The sequence below is a fragment of the Rhodococcus sp. NPDC058521 genome, from assembly GCF_042719695.1.
In the GTDB taxonomy this organism is placed as follows: domain Bacteria; phylum Actinomycetota; class Actinomycetes; order Mycobacteriales; family Mycobacteriaceae; genus Rhodococcus_F.
On the sequence record NZ_JBHXNL010000001.1, the window covers coordinates 153,861 to 173,333 of the forward strand.

Consider the following 19,473-nt stretch of genomic DNA (forward strand, 5'->3'; position numbering starts at 1 on the left):
GATGACAATCGCGAAAGGCCGCGGTGACCGGACGGTCATGCGGCTCAGGAAGGTCGGCCAGGCACCGCTCGGTGTTCTGGACAAGGCCGGGCAGCAGATGTCGTTCTACGCGCGTTCCATCGCGTGGATGCCGCATACACTCGTGCACTACCGCAAGGAAGTTCTGCGGCTCCTCGCAGAGGTGACGTTCGGGTCCGGTGCGCTTGCTGTGATCGGCGGAACCATCGGCGTCATCGCAATGATGTCCGGTTTCACCGGTGTCGTCGTCGGCATGCAGGGTTTCGCAGCTCTCGAGCAGCTGGGCAGCTCGGTCCTCACGGGCTTCCTGTCCGCCTACGTGAACACGCGTGAGATCGCACCGATCGTTGCGGCACTTGCGTTGTCCGCGACGGTGGGTTGTGGTTTCACGGCGCAGCTCGGCGCGATGCGTATCTCCGAGGAGATCGACGCGCTCGAGGTCATGGCGGTTCCCAGTGTTCCCTTCCTGGTGACCACTCGTATGATCGCCGGCTTCGTTGCCGTCATCCCGCTTTACATCGTCGGTCTTCTGGCCGCCTATTTGGCTTCGCGATTGATCAGTACGGTGTTCAATGGACAGTCTCCGGGCTCATACGACCACTATTTCAATCTCTTCCTTCCACCTCAGGACGTGTTGTACTCGTTCGCGAAAGTGCTCGTGTTCGCGTTCATCCTGATCCTGATCCACTGCTACTACGGCTACCACGCCTCCGGCGGTCCGGCCGGCGTGGGCGTGGCAGTGGGTAGGGCGGTACGTACCGCGATCGTGACCATCGCGGTGCTCGACTTCTTCCTGAGCCTGGCGATCTGGGGTACGACGACGACAGTGAGGGTGGCCGGATGATCGAGACTCCGTCGGTTCTACGCCGCCGCGTGCTGGGGCTCGTCTTCTTCCTCGTGCTCGCGCTCTTCCTGGTCTTCACGATCGGCACTTTCAACAAGGCTTTCACCAAAGTCGTGAAGGTCGATCTCATCACCGATTCGGTCGGTAATGCGCTGCCGCCCAACGCGGACGTCAAGGTTCGCGGGATGATCGTCGGCGAGGTTCGCGAAACCTCGAGCGACGACGGGGTTGTCACAGCGCAGTTGGCGATCGACCCGGACAAGGCCGAGTTGATTCCCTCCAACGTCACAGCCCGTCTTCTCCCGAAGACGCTGTTCGGTGAGCGGTACGTTTCCCTGATCATTCCCGAAGGTGACCGCGCTACTCCGTTGGAGGCGGGCGACACCCTCATGCAGGACCGCAGCGGCAACGCGGTCGAGGTCGGCGACGTCCTCGACGGGCTTCTCCCGCTCCTGCAGGCGATTCCGCCGCAGGATCTGGCGAACACTCTCGGCGCCCTGTCCCAGGGACTGAGCGGCAGGGGTGCAGAACTTGGACTCACGCTGGATCGGCTCGAGCAGATCTTCGCGGGCGTGAACACCGAGCTGCCCAATCTTCAGGAGGGTCTGCGTGGTCTTGCCGACTTCTCCCAGACCTACTCGGAGGCTGCGCCTCAGCTCATCGACGCGTTCGACAACCTGACGGTCACCGGCAACACCGTCGTGGAAAAGCAGGACGATCTTTCCTCGTTGCTGACGTCGTTGACAGGTACGTCGGCGAGCACCGCGGACCTCCTCGAGAGGAACGCCGATTCGATCATCAGCTTCTCTGCGGATTCGCGTGAGGCGCTCCAGATTCTGGCGCGGTACTCACCGATCTTCGGCTGCACCTTCGAAGGCTTCGCACGCACGGCGCCGGTTGCGCGTGAGCTGCTGGCTCCGGATGATCCGCATCCCGGCGTGCGCGCCAATGTGCAGTTCACCAACCCCAAGGGGCGGTACCTGCCCAACCAGGACGAACCGCGTCTCATCGACAACCGCGGTCCTGCTTGCTACGACAAGTACAACGAGCCGGGCAAGAAGTTCCCGCAGTATCCGGGCGGGTCCTCCTACAACGACGGTGCCTACCAGGTGCCTTCGCGTAACCCCGGTTCGACCGACCCGTTGGACATCTTCCCGCCGCCGCCGGGCATTCCGGACAAGGTTCCCACGTTCGGTGAGGCCACCCAGGCGAGCTATGCCGGGTCGCGTGCCGAGAAGGACACTTTGGATGTCGTGTACGGGCAGGCGAACGGTATTGCGCCGCAGGATGTACCGAGTTGGACGACGAGGCTGGGTGCGCCGGCGTTGAGGGGAGCAGAGGTGAGCTTCGAATGAGGGGATTGACGGCACCGCTCGTCAAACTGATCGTTTTCGCCGTCGTGACAGTCCTGGCCACCGGCCTGCTGGCTGCCACCATCGCGAACCTCGGGGGGGGCGGCGGAACCAAGTTCAACGCCGTGTTCTCCGATGTCACGTCGCTGAACGAAGGTGACGAGGTACGTATCGCCGGTGTCCGCGTGGGCCAGGTCGAGAAGATCGCGATCGTCAACGACAATCAGGCGAACGTCGAGTTCACGGTCGACGACCGCGATTGGCTTCCGGGAAGCGCAACCGCCACCCTCCGGTTCCGGAACCTGGTGGGCCAGCGCTACATTTCGCTGGCGCAGGGTGAGGGCGCGCAGGGCGAGAAGCTCACAGCGGGGGACACGATTCCTCTGGAGCGCACCAAGCCGGCGGTCAACCTCACCACGCTGTTCAACGGTTTCCGACCACTGTTCCAGACCTTGAGTGCGGAAGACGTCAACAAGCTGTCCTTCCAGATCATCCAGGTCTTCCAGGGTGAATCGGGCACGATCGAGGATCTCGTCCGGAATACCGCGAGCCTGACCAACACGATCGCCGACAAAGATGCGGTGATCGGCAGTGTGATCAACAACCTCAACAACGTGCTCGCGACAGTGAACGAACGTGACGATCAACTGGACTCGCTGATCACCAACACACAGCAGTTGGTGACGGGGTTGTCCAACGAGCGTGGTGTGGTCGGGTCGGCAGTGACGTCGCTCGCCGGTCTCACGGACGCGACCTCGGACCTCCTCGAACCGACACGGCCTTCTATTCAGGGCTCGGTATCCGCACTGAACACGTTGGCCGGCACCTTGAACCGAAACCGTGACACGGTCGACGGGGTCCTCGAAACCTTGCCGGTCAAGTTGGAGAAGCTGGGACGCGCAGCAAGCTACGGCTCCTGGTTCCAGTTCTACCTCTGCGGTGTCGATATCGCGGCCGGTCCGGGATCGTCGCCGTACCTGAACCTGCCAACCGGTCTTCCGACCGTGAACCAGCCGCTCTACACCAATGCGGCGAAGCGATGCACGCACGACGGTCTACAGGAGTTGCAGCAACGATGAGAAAACGACGCAGCCCAGCGGTCGCGGGCGCTCTCGGCATCGCTGTGGTGCTGCTTGCAACCGTGTCTGCCTTCTTCATCGACTCGCTGCCGTTCGTCGGCGCGGGATCGACGTACACGGCAGAGTTTTCCGAAGCAGCAGGACTCAAGTCGGGCAACGAGGTTCGTATTGCGGGCGTGAAGGTCGGCAAGGTGTCCTCGGTCGATCTCGACGGTGATCGTGTGGCCGTGGACTTCAAGGTGAAGGACGCCTGGGTAGGCGACCAGACTTCGGCGTCCATCCAGATCAAGACCCTCCTGGGTCAGAAGTATCTGGCCCTCGAGCCCCGCGGTACCGAACCACTCAACCCGAGCGATCGAATTCCGTTGGAGCGCACGACGGCGCCGTACGACGTCATCGAAGCGTTCTCGAGTGCGTCCGAGACTGTGGGCGAGATCGATTCCGATCAGCTCGCCACGAGCATGCGGACGCTGTCCCAGGCCTTCGAGGGAACGCCGGACGACATTCGCGCCTCGCTCGACGGTGTCAGTCGGTTGTCGACCACGATCGCGAGTCGTGACGAGGACCTTCGACGCCTGTTCGATGCCACCAGCACCACCTCGAAGGTGTTGGCCGATCGCAACGAGGAGTTCACACGTCTGATCAGTGACGCGAGCCTTTTGCTGAACGAGCTCAACACGCGTCAGCAATCGATCGCCCAGCTTCTCACCGGAACTCAACGTTTGTCGCAGCAGTTGACCGGCCTGGTCCGGGAGAACGAGGAGCAGATCGGGCCGGCGCTCGAGCAACTCAACGGCGTCGTCGACCTTCTGCGTGAGAACAACGAGAACCTCGACAAGGCCACGAAGTTGTACGAGCCGTTCGTGCGGCTCTACACCAACGTGGTCGGAAACGGACGTTGGTTCGACCAGGTGGTCGTGAACCTGCTGCCGCCAGGTCTGCCAGACATTCCGGGTGACCGTCCGCCCTTGCGTACTTTGGGAGGAAACTGATGAGCGCCGTCGACAACGCGTCGGGCGGGGGTAAGCGAGGCCGGTTGGCTCTCGTTGCTGTCGGTCTCGTCGTGGTGCTGGTCGTGGCCGGGGTGCTGTGGTGGGTGTTCACCCGCGCCGGAACCACGAAGATCGCCGCCTATTTCGACAAGTCGGTGGGCATTTACGAGGGTTCGGACATCCGTGTTCTCGGGGTCAAGGTCGGATCCGTGGATTCCGTCGAACCACAAGGCGATGTCGTCAAGGTCGGGCTTCGGGTCGACCGGGGCGTGGATATTCCGGCGGACGCCAAGGCCGCTCAGATCACGCCATCTGTGGTCGCGGACAGGTACATCCAGTTGGCCCCCGTTTACAAGGGTGGCGAGAAGATGCCGGACGGCGCGGTCATCGACAAGAGTCGCACCGCGACTCCGGTCGAGGTGGACCAGCTGTATTCGAGCATCGACAAGCTGACCGCGGCTCTCGGCCCGGACGGTGCCAACAAGGACGGCGCGCTCTCGGAGTTCGTCGAAACCGGTGCGGAGAACCTCCAGAACAACGGTGCGGCACTCGGGCAGACCATCACTGAGCTGTCGTCTGCTGCACGCACTTTGAACGAGAACCGCGACGACATCTTCGCGACGGTCGACAACCTGGAGGTCTTCGTCGGTGCTCTTGCCGCGAACGATCAGCAGGTCCGCGAGTTCAACACCCAGCTCGCCGACCTTTCCGGCTTCCTCGCCGGCGAGCGTGAGAACCTCGGCGCGGCACTGAATCAGCTTGCAGGGGCATTGGGCGAGGTTGCCACATTCGTCGCCGACAATCGCGAGATGTTGGCGAAGAACGTCAACGACCTGGTGCCGGTGACTCAGACGCTCGCCGACAACCGTCAATCGCTCGTGAACTCGTTAACACTTCTTCCTCTGGCTACCAGCAACCTCGCGAATTCCTACGATGCAGAGGCGGGTGTGCTCGCATCACGTCTCGCATTCCCCGACCTGCAGGATCCGGCGGGCGCGGTGTGCAAGTTGCTCGACCTCGGCAAGTTGGTGCCCGGTGATCCGCGCTTCGAGCAGCTCGGCGCGCAGATGCAACCACTGCTCGATCAGTGTGGCCGGGTGACTTCCGAGATCACCGAGGGGCTGAAGACTCCAACGCTGAACCTGCCTTTCGGAATCATGAGCGCGGACAACATCCAGCGACGCGTCGTACCAGGCACTGTGCCGGGTGTCGAGTCGCCCCGACTCAATGTCGGCGGAGAGGGGGAGTGACGATGAAGCGTCGCGCCATCGTTGGTGCAGGGGTCTGCGCAGTCGCCCTTGCCGTCACGTCGTGCTCGTCGGAAGGTATCTACGGAATTCCCCTTCCGGGCGGTGCCGACGTCGGTGACAACCCGATGCGGATCTCGATCGAGTTCGACGACGTTCTCGATTTGGTCCCGCAATCCGCCGTCAAAGTCGACGGGGTGCCGGTCGGCAGGGTCGATTCCATTTCGGTGGGCCCGGATGGCTGGAACGCCGACGTGGACGTCGTCATCGACTCCTCGGTCGATCTGCCGGCGAACGCGCTGGCCGCTGTGGAACAGACGAATCTACTCGGCGAGAAGTTCATTCAGCTGTCGGTCCCGGAAGGTGACCAGGATCCGAATCGATTGCAGTCCGGCGACAGGATCGCATTGGCGCAGACGCGTCACGCGACCGAGATCGAGCAGGTACTCGGCGCTATGTCGTTGTTACTCAACGGTGGCGGTGTGGGGCAGCTGCAGCCGGTCATCCACGAGCTGACGACGGCGCTCGACGGTCGCGAGGGTCGTGTCAAAGACCTGTTGCAAGAGGCGAACACCTTGGTCGACGGTCTCAATCAGCAGCGTGACGACATCACGCGCGCTCTCGACGGCCTCGACACGTTGACTGCCAGAGTCAACGACCAGAACGACAAGATCGCAAAGGTCCTCGACGAGCTGCCGGTTGCCACTCAGGTGCTCAACGAGCAGCGCCCACAGCTCACAGCAATGCTGGGGCAGCTGGACCGGCTCGGCGCCGTGGGTACGGACGTGATCAACAAGTCGAAGGACGACTTGATCAAGGATCTGATCGCATTGCGACCGACGCTGCAGGCGCTCGCCGATTCCGGAGACGATCTCCCGAACTCGCTGGCGTTCATCCCGACGGTGCCGTTCCCGGACGGTGTCGAGCAGATCGCACTCGGTGGATCGGTAAACCTGTTCTTGACGGTCGACATGCAGATCGGCGACACGTTGTCCGGTCTCGGCGTCGGACAAGGAGATCCGCAATACGTTCCGCCGAAGTTCGGTTCGCCCAAGCCGAATGTCGATCCGTCGAACCCGTATTACAACGGGAACGGCCCCGCGCCCGGCTGGCCGACGATCTCTTTGTTGCCGCTGCCTCCGCTCAAGACGGTCACAAATCCCGTTCCGGGGATGCCGCGAATCCCAGGTCTTCCGGGAACACCGGGCGCGCCTGCGGACGGCCGGACTCCTGCGAGTGGCAACGCGCCGGCGAGCGATGAAGAGCCTCCTTCGTCGAACCCGATCGAGGGAATGATCAAGAACCTCATTCCAGGGGGTGGGGAATGAGATCCCGCATAGTCAGAATTCAGTTGGTGGCGTTCATCGTCGTCGCGGTACTCGGTCTCACGTACGTGGGTGCGAAGTACGTGCGGTTGGACAACCTGCTCGGGTTCGGTGAGTACAGCGTCGACGCGCAGTTCAAAGATTCCGGCGGCATCTTCACCAATGCCGAGGTCACCTACCGCGGCGTTCCTGTCGGCCGCGTGGGCGAGTTGTCGCTGACACAGGACGGCCTGAACGTCGAGTTGAAGCTCGATAACGGTGGGCCGGACATCCCGGCCTCCGCAAAGGCGATCGTTGCCAACCGATCGGCGATCGGTGAGCAGTACGTGGACCTACAGCCGGACACCGATCAGGGGCCGTACCTCGAGGACGGCTCGATCATCACGGACACCGAAACGCCGATTCCGGTCGACGAGGTTCTGATGAGCATCAACGGTCTCGTGAAATCCGTTCCGGTCGACGATCTTCGGGTAGTCGCGCAGGAACTGGGAACGGCCTTCGACGGCAAGGGGGACAGCCTCAAACAACTGACCGATTCCTTGTCGACTCTGACGACGACCAGTGTCGAGCATCTTCCGCAGACGCTGTCTCTGATCAGGGACACTCGCACGGTACTGGACACGCAGTCGGATCAATCTTCGGCGATCCGGCAGTTCAGCACCGACCTCAACGCAGTGACTGCTCAGCTCCGGTCGAGCGATCCAGACGTGCGGGCACTGATCGACAACGGCAATCCGGCGAGCAACGAACTGGGACAGCTTGTGGCAGATGCCGGCCCCGGCCTCACGACGGACCTCACCAATCTTGCTGCGTTGGGTAAGAGTCTCGCGCCCCGCGCGATCGCTCTGCAGCCGCTGTTGATCTTCTTGCCCGGCCTGGCCGCTGGTGCGTCCACGATTGCACCGGGCGACGGCACCGTGCACCAGGGCATCGTCGTCGAGGCGAACCGGCCTCCCTCCTGCACGATCGGGTACGAGGGTACGCAGGAGATCCTCGATCAGATGAAGCGGGAAGATCCCAACTTCGACGACACTCAGCAGGATTTCCCGTTCAACACGGAAGCGAACTGTGACGCCCCTCAGGGCAGCGTCACGGGTGTGCGTAGCGCCGATCGGATCGTCTATGCGGATCCGAAGACGCCGCAGCCATGGGACAACAAGCCGAAGGTCGATCCGGACAAGTTGAACTTGAATCCGATCGCTTCCCAGCTGGCACCGCTCATCGGAGTTACTCCGAAGTAGCAGGCCACGTCGGCCGTGGGATGCCGACTCGAACAATCAGTAGGGTGTATTGGTGTGACGCGAACAACCACGACGCCGACGGCGGCAGAGCCGTCGTCGGGGCCGACAACGAAACTGACCGCAGCCTTCGTCGCGGTGGTGGCGCTGCTCGTGGTCGCGGTCGTCGCAGCCGGATGGTTCGGGTACCAGTGGGCACACGCCCTCGTGGTAGACCGTTCGACTGCACAGACCCGTGACGACGCGCTGTTCGGTGCCGAGCAGGCGGCTATCAACCTGAACACGGCAGATGCGAACAATCTCGAAGAGTCCTTGGAGAACATGCGCTCGTCGATCACCGGCGACACGATGACCAAGAGTCTCGAGGACACTATCGCCGGCATCACCGATCAGATGAAGAGCACCAAGGCCACCCAGTCGGCCGAGCTTTCCAACGGTGCCTTGCTGGAACTCGACAAGGACAACGACACGGCGAAGGCACTCGTAGCGTTGAAGGTGCGTTACGAATGGCCTACCCAGTACGAAGTCAATGTCGTCACCATGCGCATGACCGTGGAAAACGTCGACGGTGTATGGAAGGCGTCGGCGGTCGAGCCGGTCGGTGACCGAGTTCCGATCGAGCAGGGACCGACCCCGGGTGCAGAAGGCCAGCCTGCCGATCCGAATGCCGCACCCGCCCCGGAGGGCGCACCTGCGCCCGAAGAACAGCCGGCCGCACCTGCGCCCGAAGAACAGCCGGCCGAACCCGCGCCCGACAACGGCGGTCAGTAGCCGCACAGCGGAATGTGGATTGCCAGGGCGTCCGGAACGTACGGAACGCCGCGCAACGAGAGAGTGGTGAGAAGTGCCCCCGAAGCGTAAGAACAACGTGCCGACCGGCGCGGCAAAGGGTCGGCGTCCGCGCGTTGCCGGTACCCGCGGGCGGACGGTCGAACCGGGGAAGCCTGCGACCGAGAAGTCTGTGCCTGCGACCGAGAAGACTGTGCCTGCGACCGAGAAGACTGTGCCTGCGACCGAGAAGTCTGTGCCTGCGACCGAGAAGTCTGTGCCTGCGACCGAGAAGCCGGAGTCGGCAACGCCGGTGGAGTCGCCTGCGTCGGAAGCCCCCGAAGTCGCGGAGTCGAGCAAGACGGAGACGGCCGCTGCACCCGAGGCGAAGCCGACGCCTTCGGACGAGGGCGAGAAGGCGGACACGAAGGTCGAAGAGTCGGCCGATTCCGACTCGAAACGGGAAACCGCTGCTGCCCCGCCAAAAGCACGCGTCGCGAACCGAATGCCGCGGATGGGTGCGCGCCCGCAGTCGGAGGCGGCTTCCGTGTCCGGGGACGGGCCTGCACCGACGAGTGGCGACAGCCGTGTCACCTGGCGCTTGGTGAGCATCCTGGGAATCATCGCGTTGGTGTTGGGCATCTTCGCCGTCGTTGCGGCCTTCAAACCTTTTGCACGATTCGACAACACGGCCTGGATCGACGGGCCGACGACCGCCGAGGTGTCGGCTGCAGCAAAAGAAGCCTCGGAGGCGACGTTCAGCTACGGGTTCGAGACCGTCGACGAAGACTTCGACCGTGCGCGCACGTACATGAACGACGAGATGCGCAAGGAGTTCGACCAGACTGCGGACACGACCAAGACTGCGGTACAGCAGACTAAGACGGCTACCCAGGCCGAGGTGTCCGACGTCGGTGTCAGCATCCTCGACGGTGACCGCGCAACCTTGGTCGCGTTCATGAACGTGAGTTCGACGAACGAGGGTGCGGCTCAGGGCAGTACGTCCGGCTCTCTGGTCATCGACATGGAGCGCATCGACGGCAAGTGGGTACTCGCGGGCATCCGCGACGCCTGAGACGTAGAAGAACCCGGAGAGGGCCCGTATTGCTGTATCAGCTGGCGATACGGGCCTTCTCCGTTGCGGCGCGAGCTGCCGCGGGAAGCTTGATCATCACGTTTTCCTCGGGTCCGCCCCGGCCGATCTTGGCACGGCCGAGTAGTCCGCACCCGAACATTTCGTAGAACGGGACGTTCTCGTTCTTGCAGACCCCGATGACGGGCAGCGACATGGAGTCCGCCTTGCCGAGAAATGACCGAACGAGCGCTTCGCCGACCCCACGTTTCTGCAGATGCGGATCGCAACCGAGATACACACCGAAAATGTGGGGAACACCGGGAGTGATCTTTGCGAAAGTGGAGTCGAGTGACATCCCGGCGAAGACCCGTGATCGCATGGCCCACATCAATTGCGGCCCGGAAACGAAGTTGTGCCACGGGGTTCGCCGCGCCGGGTGGGTGTTCCACAGGCACACTCCCACCACGGTGCCGTCGACGACCGCGACCTCCGCGCCGTTCTGCGGAATGAATCGCCGACGGATGAGGATCGACATCATGCGCACCTGCCGTGTGTGGCGGGTGCGCCCGTCGGGAAACAGGTACTCGCCGACGGGGTCGTCCTCGAGGAAGGCGCGACCGAGCACTGCTGCCATCGCGGGAATATCGCTGCGCCCTGCTGGACGAATCTCAACGTCCACTTGGTTCGACACCTGGACTCCTTCGCTGATCGATGTGGGGTATCAGTGTCTGACGACCAGTGCGCCCCAGATGAATCCGGCGCCGATGGTCGCGATGACCGTGGTTTCACCCCGGGTCAATCCACCGGCACGGCGTAGTTGTGCGAGCGCGGTGAATATGCTTGCCGATCCGGTGTTTCCCAGCCGATCCAGACTGATGGGAGCCTTGGACCTGTCGACTCCCAAGGAGTCGAGCGCCGCATGGATGATGTTGATGTTTGCCTGGTGAAAGATGAAGTTGTCCACGTCGTCGATCTCCAGCCCGGCTTCGCGGACCGCGTCGGTGATCGCCTCGGGGAGCTTCTTGGTGGCCATCTCCATGACGCGTCGACCGTTCATGTGGATGAGATGTTCGCCCGCGTCCAGCGTCTCGTGAGTGAGTGGTCGCGCCGAACCACCGCCCCTGATGCCGACGGACATGTCGAGTTCCGAATCGATCACCGAGGAGACGATGCCGCGTCCGGGCTCGGCGTCTCGGGTGACGATTGCCGCGCCTGCCGCGTCACCGAAGAACACGCGGATTGTCCGGTCGGTGGGATCTGTTTGGCGCGAGAGAACTTCGACCGCGATCACCAATACCGTCGTGTAGCGGTCGCAGCTCACCATGCTCGAGGCCAGTTCCATCGCCATGAGACCACCGGAGCACGCGGCCTGGGTCAGATCGAGGGGGAGTGCACGGGTTGCCCCGATCTTCTCCTTGACCATGACTGCGCACGACGGAAAGGGCTGGTCGGGGGTACCGGTGGAAATGACGATTGCGTCGAGGTCGCGCGCATCGATACCGGCTTCGTCGAGGGACTTTCGGGCCGCTTCGGCGGCAAGGTCCGACGCTGCCAATCCCTCCTCGAGGTAGCGCCGATTCTCGATACCCGTGTTGGTCACGATCCATTCGTTCGAAGTGTCGAGGACGGCACAGAGGTCGGCGTTGCTGACGACCGTGTCGGGCACTGCCTCGTTGAAGTACGACACCGTGGCAGTTCGTGTTGTGCTCGATCCGATCTGTGTCATGTTCCAGGCCTTTCGTGGTGGCTCAGACTTCTGCGACGACTGTGCGGAGTGTGTCGATGGTGTGCTCGAGTTGTTCGGTCGTGTGCGCTGTGTTCACGAAGAAGCGCAGTCGCTCTTCTCCCTCGGGTACCGAGGGGTAGACGATGGCGTTGACGTTGATGCCGGCTTGCAGCATCTTCGCCGAGCAGGTGATTGCCTTGCTGCCCAGAATGATCGGAACGATCGGTGTGCCTTCCGAGATTCCGGTGTCGAACCCCGCTTCTCGCGCGAGGCGACTCAGTGTCGCCCCGTTGTTGCGGAGGGCGGCGACGCGTTGTGGCTCCTCGTCGAGGATGCGCAACGATTCGAGTGCCGCGGCAACGGCCGACGGCGCGGGCCCGGTGGCGTAGAGACTGAGACCCGGCGCCGTGTACTTGAAGGCCTGGACGAGTTCGTGACTGCCGGCGACGAAGCCGCCCACACTGCCCATGGCCTTCGAGAGGGTTCCCATCCACACGTCGACAGCGTCTCCGGGAAGGTCGAACAGTTCGCGCACACCCTTGCCGGTTTCGCCGAGAACACCGAAGGAATGAGCTTCGTCGATCATGATCGAGCATCGGTGTTTGCGAGCCACCTCGATGATCTCGGGTAGCCGGGCAATGTCGCCGTCCATGCTGTAGTGACCTTCGATGATCACCATTGCCCTGCCGAAGCTGCCACGCGACATCGACAGGATGGCGTCCAAGGACGCCGGGTCGTTGTGCCGGAAATTCAGCCGGCGGCAGCCCGCCCACTGCGTCCCGGACAGGACGCTGCTGTGCACGAGTGAGTCGCACACGGCGAGGTCACTGTTGCTCAGCAGGAAGCCGACCGTGGCCGCGTTGGTGAGGTAACCACTCGCGGTGACGATCGCGTCGTCGACGTCGTACAACCGCGCGAGGTGGGATTCGATGTCGTAGTACAGCGGGATCTCACCGGAGACGATGCGGGCTGCGGACACCGAGGTGCCGTAGGTGTCGATGGCGGCTTTCGCTGCCTCCCGAACCCGCGGTTCCACCGCCATGCCCAGATAACTGAAACTTCCGAAGTTCGGGATGTCTTCGTCGAAGTAGCGGACGGTGGGTCCGTTCGTGTCCTGGTGGGGAAGGTAGAACGGATTGGGAAGGTCGACCGCCGAGAAGACGGAGTCCAGATTCCCGAATGTGGATTCTGCTTCGACCACACCGGGATGCGTGCTGAAAGTGGGGTCGAAGTCCTGCCCTGCCGCAGGCTTGCCTGCGCCGCGTACTGCCGGCGCCGGCGTAGTGGACGGTGCGGGCTCGGCCCGTGCTGCAGGCGCCGAGCCCGCAGCACGGGCAAGCATCTGGCGGGCGATGTCTCTGGCGTCGGTGGTCATGTCACTCCACCGCCCCGGCGAGTTCACCCGCGTCGACTGGCTTCTCTGTGGCTGGGGCGCCTGCGGTCGTGGCCGGCGCAAGCGTGCTGCCCGCATCGGATCGAGGACCCTGGCTGGCCAAGTGAGCTGCCATTTTCGTGCCGACGTCGGACAGTCCGAGTCCACGGCCCATCTCGAGCGCCGAGATGTCCATTCCGAGGGTCTTGCCGGCACGCGCCGCGAACTCGACAGCCATGAGCGAGTCCATGCCGAGATCGGGGAGTGGCGTGACGACGTCCACGGACTCGGCGGGCACACCCATCACCACAGCGAGTTGCTCGGCAAGGATGTAGGTCACGACCTCGCCTCGCTGTTCCTCGGGGAGAGCGAGGATCTCGGCCTGCAGGGCAGAGGCACCGGAAGCGCCTTCACCCGCTGCTTCGACGTGTTCGGAGAAGCGAGGATTGGTCGCGCTCGGGTGGTTGGTCAATGTCCACTGTTTCCAGTCGACGTCCATTACAGCCACGTGCGGAATGCCCAGTGCCAGGCACTCACGCATGTAGAGCGTGGCGGCATCCATGTCGATGGGCGTGAATCCCAGCAGGGCGAGGAACCGAACGACCTCCTCGGTCGCTTCGGCCATGCCACCGCCTGCCATGGACCCCCAGCTGATCGTCAAGCCAGGCTTGCCCTGTGAACGCCGCGTCCACGCGAGCGCATCGAGCACGGAGTTCGCTGCCGAGTACGCGAGCTGGGGCGCGCCGCCGGTCAGTGCGCTGACCGAGGAGAACAGGACGAACAGTGAGAGATCGGCTCCGAGTTCTTCCACAGCCCTGTCGAGGTTGAGTGCGCCCTGGACCTTGGGGGCGAACACCTCCTCGAGAGACTCGAGGGTGACCTGGTGGACCGGAAGGTTGTTGACGACGCCGGCAGTGTGGAACACACCGCGTAGCGGATGTCCGCTGGTCTGGGCCCGCGTGACAGCGTCTCGCACCTGCGCGTAGTCGGACACGTCGACCCGTTCCGTGATCACCTCGACGCCTGCGGAGACGAATTCGTCCACCTGCGCCTTGGCCTGGTGGGTGGAGGCGCCGCTGCGTCCGACCAGGATGAGGTGCTTGGCACCTTCGGCGACCAGCCAACGGGCAGTGGCGAGTCCGAAGGCCCCGAAACCACCGGTGACGAGATACGAACCCTCGGGGTCGACTGCCACCGTGGGGATAGCGGGCAGGACAGGTGGCTCGGGGTCGTCGAGGGCGAGTACCACTCGGCCGTTCCGTGAAGCACGGACAACAGCTTCGAATGCCTTGTCCAGGTCGGCCAGTGAGAACTTCTCGAACGGCAGGTTCGTGTAGGTCCCGTCGCCGAGTGCTGCGTTGACACCACGCATGACCGACCGCACGACCTCGGGTCGTTTGGCGAGCATTCGGTCGACGTCCACCGCGAAGTAGGACAAGTTGCGGTCGAAGGGCTTCAACTCGAGGACTCCGCCGCCGTAGATGTCGGCTTTGCCGATCTCGACGATACGTGCGAACTCCGCTGCCACCCTGAAGTTCTGCTGAACGATCTCGCCCGGAGCCGAGTTGAGTACCACGTCGACGCCCTCGCCGTCGGTCAGGGCGAGAACCTCTTCGACGAAATTGAGGGAGCGAGAGTTGAGCGCATGATCGGCACCGGCTTCGAGAACCTGGCGGCGGCGGTCGTCGGTTCCTGCCGTGGCGATCACCGTGGCGCCGTAGCGCTTCGCGACCTGGATCGCGGCGAGACCGACACCACCTGCGGCGCCGTGGACGAGAACGGTCTCGCTCGCCTCGAGTCGTGCCAGGCGCAGCAGCCCGATCTCCGAAGTCATGAAGGGAAGCGTGGAACTGCAGTGATCCGGGACCGTGTTGGGTGCCGCGAGCATCGTGGCCCCTTCGTCGGCGTCGATGGTGAGGTAGCGGCTGATCATGTTGCGCGCACAGACCGCTACCAGGTCACCAGGGGACAAGTGGTCCACCCCGTCGCCCACGCGGGTGACGACGCCGGCCCCCTCCATACCGGCAAAGGTGTCGAAGTAAGTTCCGGCAAGGTCCTTCTCGGTGAGTAGGCCCATGATCTTCAGGGGGTCCTTGTAGTTGAGACCCACTGTCTTCATTTCGATCTCGATCTGACCGGCCTTGGGAGCCACGCGTTCGACAGTGCGCAATCCGACGTCCGAGATGAGCTTCGATTTCGGGACTTCGAGGGTGAACGACTTCTCGGGATCGGTCATGACCGCCGCTTGTTGCCTGACCCCGAGATGATCGGCGAGAGTGCGACGTACCCGCAGTACCCACCGCGCGCCCTGTCGCAGGCACACTTCGTCGGCGACGTCCTCGACTTCGCTGCCGTCTCCGAATACCTCGGCTGTGAGTTCCGCGGCGCCGGTATCGGAATCGGTGTCGACGAAACGCCATTGTGCCTGCGGCTGCTCGTTGCGTAGGGACCTGCGAGCTCCGGTGAGCGCGGAGTGTGCGGGGGCGGCTCCGTCGACGTCGCTGGGAAGACAGAATCCGCGCTCGGCGACGATCACCGCGCTGACGGTGCGCTGCCGCTCGGCGGCCGACGCGGTCTCGTCCTCTGCGTGGATGACGAGACTGATGGCCTTGGCGACCTCCACGATGGCGTGAACGTTCTGTACCGCGTCGAACTCAGTACCTGCAACGACGACCACGCGTGCGGTTTCTGCCGTGTTCAACCCCTCGGCGATGAGTGCGCCGAGATGTTCGGCGACGTCTTCGGTGACGGGTTCGACGATGTTCGTGATGATGGAATTCGGATGTGCGTCGGCGATGTGCTGTGCGTTGCGTGACGTTTCTGATCCCAACGCGACGACGAGAGCGAATTCGCCCGAGACAGGTGCTGTCGATCTGCGGTTGTCCCTGAGTTCCCACTCGGGCTCGTAGAAGATTGGATCCAGCTGCGAATGCAGGGGTGCCGAAGGCGAGATCGGCCGGAACTCGACGCCGGCCATGTCCACCGACACGTTGCCGGAGCGGTCGGAGATCGAGATGTCCGCGGTGAACGGAGATATCGTTCGCCTGCGCACGACGACGCGGGAGGCCGCCGCGAGCGGGCGGTACCGCCTGATCGAGTCGACACTCGACGGGACCGTGGCGCCCGCGCCGGCCGAACCGGATGCGATGAGGGCAGCCACGCACTGCAGGGCAGTGTCCACCACCGCCGGGTGCGCCAGGTGATTTCCGGCGGAGGCGATGGCGGAGTCGATGTCCGCCACCACGATTCCGTCGCCGACCTCGGCCGATTCGATTCCCTGGAAGGCAGAACCGTAAGAGAGTCCCGCAGCCGACAGTCCGGCATACAGGTCGGTGCCGGCGATCCTCGTGAAGCCCTCCGTGTCGACAGGCTCTGCCATGACCGGATCGAGCGCGCCCTGGCGAAGGCGGCCGGTGGCGTGCACCGTCCAGTTGGTGGAGGTCGCCTGCCTGGATCTGATCGTGACACGTCGGGTCGATTCCTCCACCGACAACCGCACGACGGGGATGTCGTGCTCGTCCAGGACCAATGGTACGACGAACTCGACGGATTCGAGGGACAACGTTTCGTTTCCGGTGCGAGCGCACGCGGCGCTCAGTGCCGCATCGAGGTAGGCCGCGCCGGGCAGAACCACGCGACCGTTGACGACGTGATCGGGCAGCCACGGGAACCTGGTGGCAGAGAGCTGAACTTCCCATTCGTCGGCAGCGGAGTCCGTCCGTTCTCCGAGCATCGAGAACGTGCCCGCGACGCCCAGGCGGTCCTTCGTGATGGCTTGGTCCTCGGTCCAGAGCCTGGTCCGCTGCCACGGGTACGCCGGCAGGGGCACATGCGGGGTGGAAATGCTCGACAACCCCGGTGCGCGCGAAGAATCGAGGGCGCCATGGGCGTACAGGTTGCCCAGCGCGCGAAGCATCGACGCCCGGTCGTCTTCACCGCGCACGAGGGTGCCGATCGAGGTGCCGTTCTCTCCGGCCCGGACCAGGATCTCGCGGATGTTGCCGCCCAGCACGGGGTGTGGACCGATCTCGAGGAAGAGTCGGTGGCCACGACCGACGACGGCGGCAACGGTATCGGCGAAACGAACGGGCTCGCGAACGTTGTCGCACCAGTACTGCGGCCCCCACGAAACCTCGGCGACTTCCTCTCCGGTGACCGTCGAGAACAGGGGCAGAGTGGGAGTTCGGGGTACGAGCGATGCCAAGGATTCGCGAATTTCGTCGAGAATCGGGTTCATCAAGTGACTGTGGTAAGGCACCTCCACCTTCAGCGTTCGCGCGAAAATCCCTGCTTCCGTGAAGCGTTCCTGCCAGCGGGCGATCGTCTCGTCGTCTCCGGCCAGCGTCGTCGCGGAGGGGCTGTTGACGGCTGCGATCGAAATGGATGCGCCGTCCGGGTCACCGTCCAGCCAGGTTGCGGCGTCCTCGGCGGACAGCCCGACGGCGAGCATCCCGCCCGTTCCCGCGGTCGTCGCCTGCAGCCGAGAGCGGTGGAAGCTGACGAGAAGAGCGTCGTGCAACGACAATGCACCCGAGACGTACGCTGCCGTGACCTCGCCGACGCTGTGTCCGAGCACCGTGTGCGGGTGCACTCCGACGGAGGCGAGTTCGGCGACGAGCGCGGCCTGGACGAGGAAGTTTGCGGGTTGCGCGAATTCGGTACGCGGGATACGCGACTCGTCTTCCTCGCGCAGTAGCTCCTCGATGATCGACCAACCCGTGATTTTCACGAACTCGGCGTCGATGCGGCGTGCTTCATCGGCGAACGCTCCTTCGGCGTTCAGGAGCTGTCGACCCATCGCCCACCACTGTGGCCCCATGCCGCTGAAGACGAAGACCGGTCTTGCCGCTCCGTCGGGGAGCGCCCGGGTGGTCGCGCTTCCGGCTCCTTCGGCGAACTCGGCAAGTTGGGCAACGAGATCGTCCCTGTCGGTGAAAGGGAACGCGATACGAGCGGGGTGGTGTGCGCGACGGGACCATGCGGCGGTGACGAAGGACCCGAACTCGTCCGGGGAGCACGACGCAAGTGCATCGGCGGTGCGGGTTGCCAGATCGCGGGCAGCCGCGTCGTTACGTGCCGACAGCGGGAACAGCGACACGACGGGCTTCTCGTGTTCGACGACCACCGTCGGCTCCGGTGCTTCCGTCATGAGCACGTGGGCATTCGTGCCACCGTATCCGAATCCGTTCACAGCAACAGCGGCCCGCTGGCCGTTCAGGGTGAGAGGCTCCGGTTCGGTCGGTACGCGAAGGTTCAGGTCGTCGAACGGAATCTCCGGATTCAGAGTGTCCAGCCAACCCTGCGGAGCGACCGTGCGGTGGTGCAGCGTCAGTGCTGCCTTGATGACGCTGGCGACACCGGCGGCGGCTTCGGTATGCCCGATCGAGGCCTTGATGGAGCCGACGACGAGAGGGTCGCGTCGGCCCTCCACCGCTCCGTACGCGTTGCCGAGTGCGGAGAGCTCGAGCGGATCGCCCACCGACGTACCGGTGCCGTGTGCCTCTACGTACGAAACTTCGTGTGGGGCAATGCCTGCTTCTGCGGAAACCCGCTCGGCGAGGTGTTGTTGCGAAACGGGGTTGGGAACCGGGATGGCGAGAGTGCGACCGTCCTGGTTGGACCCGGTTCCGCGGACCACCGCATAGATGCGGTCACCGTCGGCACGTGCAGCGTCGAGTGGCTTCAGCAACACCATGCCCGCACCTTCGCCGCGGCCGTAGCCGTCGGCCGCGGCATCGAAGGTCTTGCTTCGTCCGTCCACGGCGAGGAAGCGCCCCTTGCACATGGAGATGAAGGTTTCCGGCTGGATCATCGCATTGACACCGCCGACGAGGGCGACCTCACACTCGCCTCGGGCAATTGCCTGCGTCGCCTCGTGGAACGCAACGAGCGAAGAGGAACAAGCCGTGTCGATCGTCATGCTGGGCCCCTGCAGATCCAGGGCGTAGGAGATGCGGTTCGACAGCAGAGTGAATGACGAGCTGGTCGGGGTGTGCAGGTTGATCGAGGCCCGAGCCGATGCAGCCACCCGCGCGTACGCCGAGTCGTTGGTGAATCCGCCTACGTACACACCGACGCTGCGTCCCCCGACGCGCGCAGCCATACCGGCATCGTCGAGTGCTTCCCAGGCGACTTCGAGCAGCAGTCGCTGCTGAGGGTCCATGATCGAGGCTTCACGCGGCGAGATGCCGAAGAACTCTGGGTCGAAGTCCCACAGCGACTGTGTCAGGAACCCGCCCTTCTTCGTGTACATGCGACCGGGCGCATCCGGGTCGGGGTCGTAGAACTTCTCGAGACTCCAACGGTCCTCGGGGACCTCGACGATTCCGTCGCCCTTGTCCATGAGGAACTGCCAGAAGCTCGCAGGGTCGTCGATTCCTCCCGGGAAGCGGCATCCGATACCGACAATTGCAACCTCAACCATGTACGTCCCCTCC

Annotated in this window: 13 protein-coding genes; 9 read left to right on the forward strand and 4 right to left on the reverse strand. The window is 63.7% G+C overall.

All coding sequences use genetic code 11. The features are described 5' to 3' along the window. Position 1 precedes the first annotated feature (1 nt). From ACFWO3_RS00780 to ACFWO3_RS00820, 9 genes are all read left to right on the forward strand, one after another. On the forward strand, positions 2–862 hold the full coding sequence (locus tag ACFWO3_RS00780; RefSeq protein WP_378572696.1) for an MlaE family ABC transporter permease: 861 nt from the start codon (positions 2–4) through the stop codon (positions 860–862). After that, positions 859–2,217 (forward strand): MCE family protein, encoded by a 1,359-nt coding sequence (locus tag ACFWO3_RS00785; RefSeq protein WP_378572698.1) that lies wholly within the window; start codon positions 859–861, stop codon positions 2,215–2,217. Before ACFWO3_RS00780 ends, ACFWO3_RS00785 begins: the two co-directional genes overlap by 4 nt. Next, a complete protein-coding gene (locus tag ACFWO3_RS00790; protein ID WP_378572700.1) occupies positions 2,214–3,293 on the forward strand; it encodes an MCE family protein in 1,080 nt (359 codons plus the stop codon). Before ACFWO3_RS00785 ends, ACFWO3_RS00790 begins: the two co-directional genes overlap by 4 nt. After that, positions 3,290–4,285: an MCE family protein gene (locus ACFWO3_RS00795; RefSeq protein ID WP_378572702.1), complete on the forward strand. Its 996-nt coding sequence runs from the start codon at positions 3,290–3,292 to the stop codon at positions 4,283–4,285. Before ACFWO3_RS00790 ends, ACFWO3_RS00795 begins: the two co-directional genes overlap by 4 nt. Then, positions 4,285–5,535 carry an MCE family protein gene (locus ACFWO3_RS00800; RefSeq protein WP_378572704.1) on the forward strand — a complete coding sequence of 417 codons (1,251 nt, stop codon included), beginning with the start codon at positions 4,285–4,287 and terminating at the stop codon, positions 5,533–5,535. The genes ACFWO3_RS00795 and ACFWO3_RS00800 overlap by 1 nt, the downstream gene beginning before the upstream one ends. A 2-nt stretch (positions 5,536–5,537) precedes the next feature. Further along, positions 5,538–6,860 carry an MCE family protein gene (locus ACFWO3_RS00805; RefSeq protein ID WP_378572706.1) on the forward strand — a complete coding sequence of 441 codons (1,323 nt, stop codon included), beginning with the start codon at positions 5,538–5,540 and terminating at the stop codon, positions 6,858–6,860. Beyond that, on the forward strand, positions 6,857–8,098 hold the full coding sequence (locus tag ACFWO3_RS00810) for an MlaD family protein (RefSeq protein ID WP_378572708.1): 1,242 nt from the start codon (positions 6,857–6,859) through the stop codon (positions 8,096–8,098). Before ACFWO3_RS00805 ends, ACFWO3_RS00810 begins: the two co-directional genes overlap by 4 nt. Positions 8,099–8,152: 54 nt before the next feature. Next, positions 8,153–8,866 carry a hypothetical protein gene (locus tag ACFWO3_RS00815; RefSeq protein WP_378572710.1) on the forward strand — a complete coding sequence of 238 codons (714 nt, stop codon included), beginning with the start codon at positions 8,153–8,155 and terminating at the stop codon, positions 8,864–8,866. Between the two features lie 73 nt (positions 8,867–8,939). Next, the gene (locus ACFWO3_RS00820; protein ID WP_378572712.1) at positions 8,940–9,938 is read left to right on the forward strand and encodes a hypothetical protein; all 999 of its coding nucleotides are present in this window, start codon (positions 8,940–8,942) and stop codon (positions 9,936–9,938) included. A 37-nt stretch (positions 9,939–9,975) separates the two neighbouring features. On the opposite strand, the gene ACFWO3_RS00825 is transcribed toward ACFWO3_RS00820, so the two are convergent. Genes ACFWO3_RS00825 through ACFWO3_RS00840 form a run of 4 tightly spaced genes read right to left on the reverse strand, consistent with a single transcriptional unit; the run spans position 9,976 to position 19,460 of the window. Next, positions 9,976–10,629: a GNAT family N-acetyltransferase gene (locus ACFWO3_RS00825; protein WP_378572714.1), complete on the reverse strand. Its 654-nt coding sequence runs from the start codon at positions 10,627–10,629 to the stop codon at positions 9,976–9,978. A gap of 30 nt (positions 10,630–10,659) precedes the next feature. Then, positions 10,660–11,664, reverse strand: coding sequence for a 3-oxoacyl-ACP synthase III family protein (locus ACFWO3_RS00830; RefSeq protein ID WP_378572716.1), 1,005 nt, complete (start codon positions 11,662–11,664; stop codon positions 10,660–10,662). A gap of 22 nt (positions 11,665–11,686) precedes the next feature. Then, on the reverse strand, positions 11,687–13,039 hold the full coding sequence (locus tag ACFWO3_RS00835; RefSeq protein WP_378572718.1) for an aminotransferase class I/II-fold pyridoxal phosphate-dependent enzyme: 1,353 nt from the start codon (positions 13,037–13,039) through the stop codon (positions 11,687–11,689). A gap of 1 nt (position 13,040) precedes the next feature. Beyond that, positions 13,041–19,460, reverse strand: coding sequence for an SDR family NAD(P)-dependent oxidoreductase (locus tag ACFWO3_RS00840; RefSeq protein WP_378572720.1), 6,420 nt, complete (start codon positions 19,458–19,460; stop codon positions 13,041–13,043). Positions 19,461–19,473: the final 13 nt, after the last annotated feature.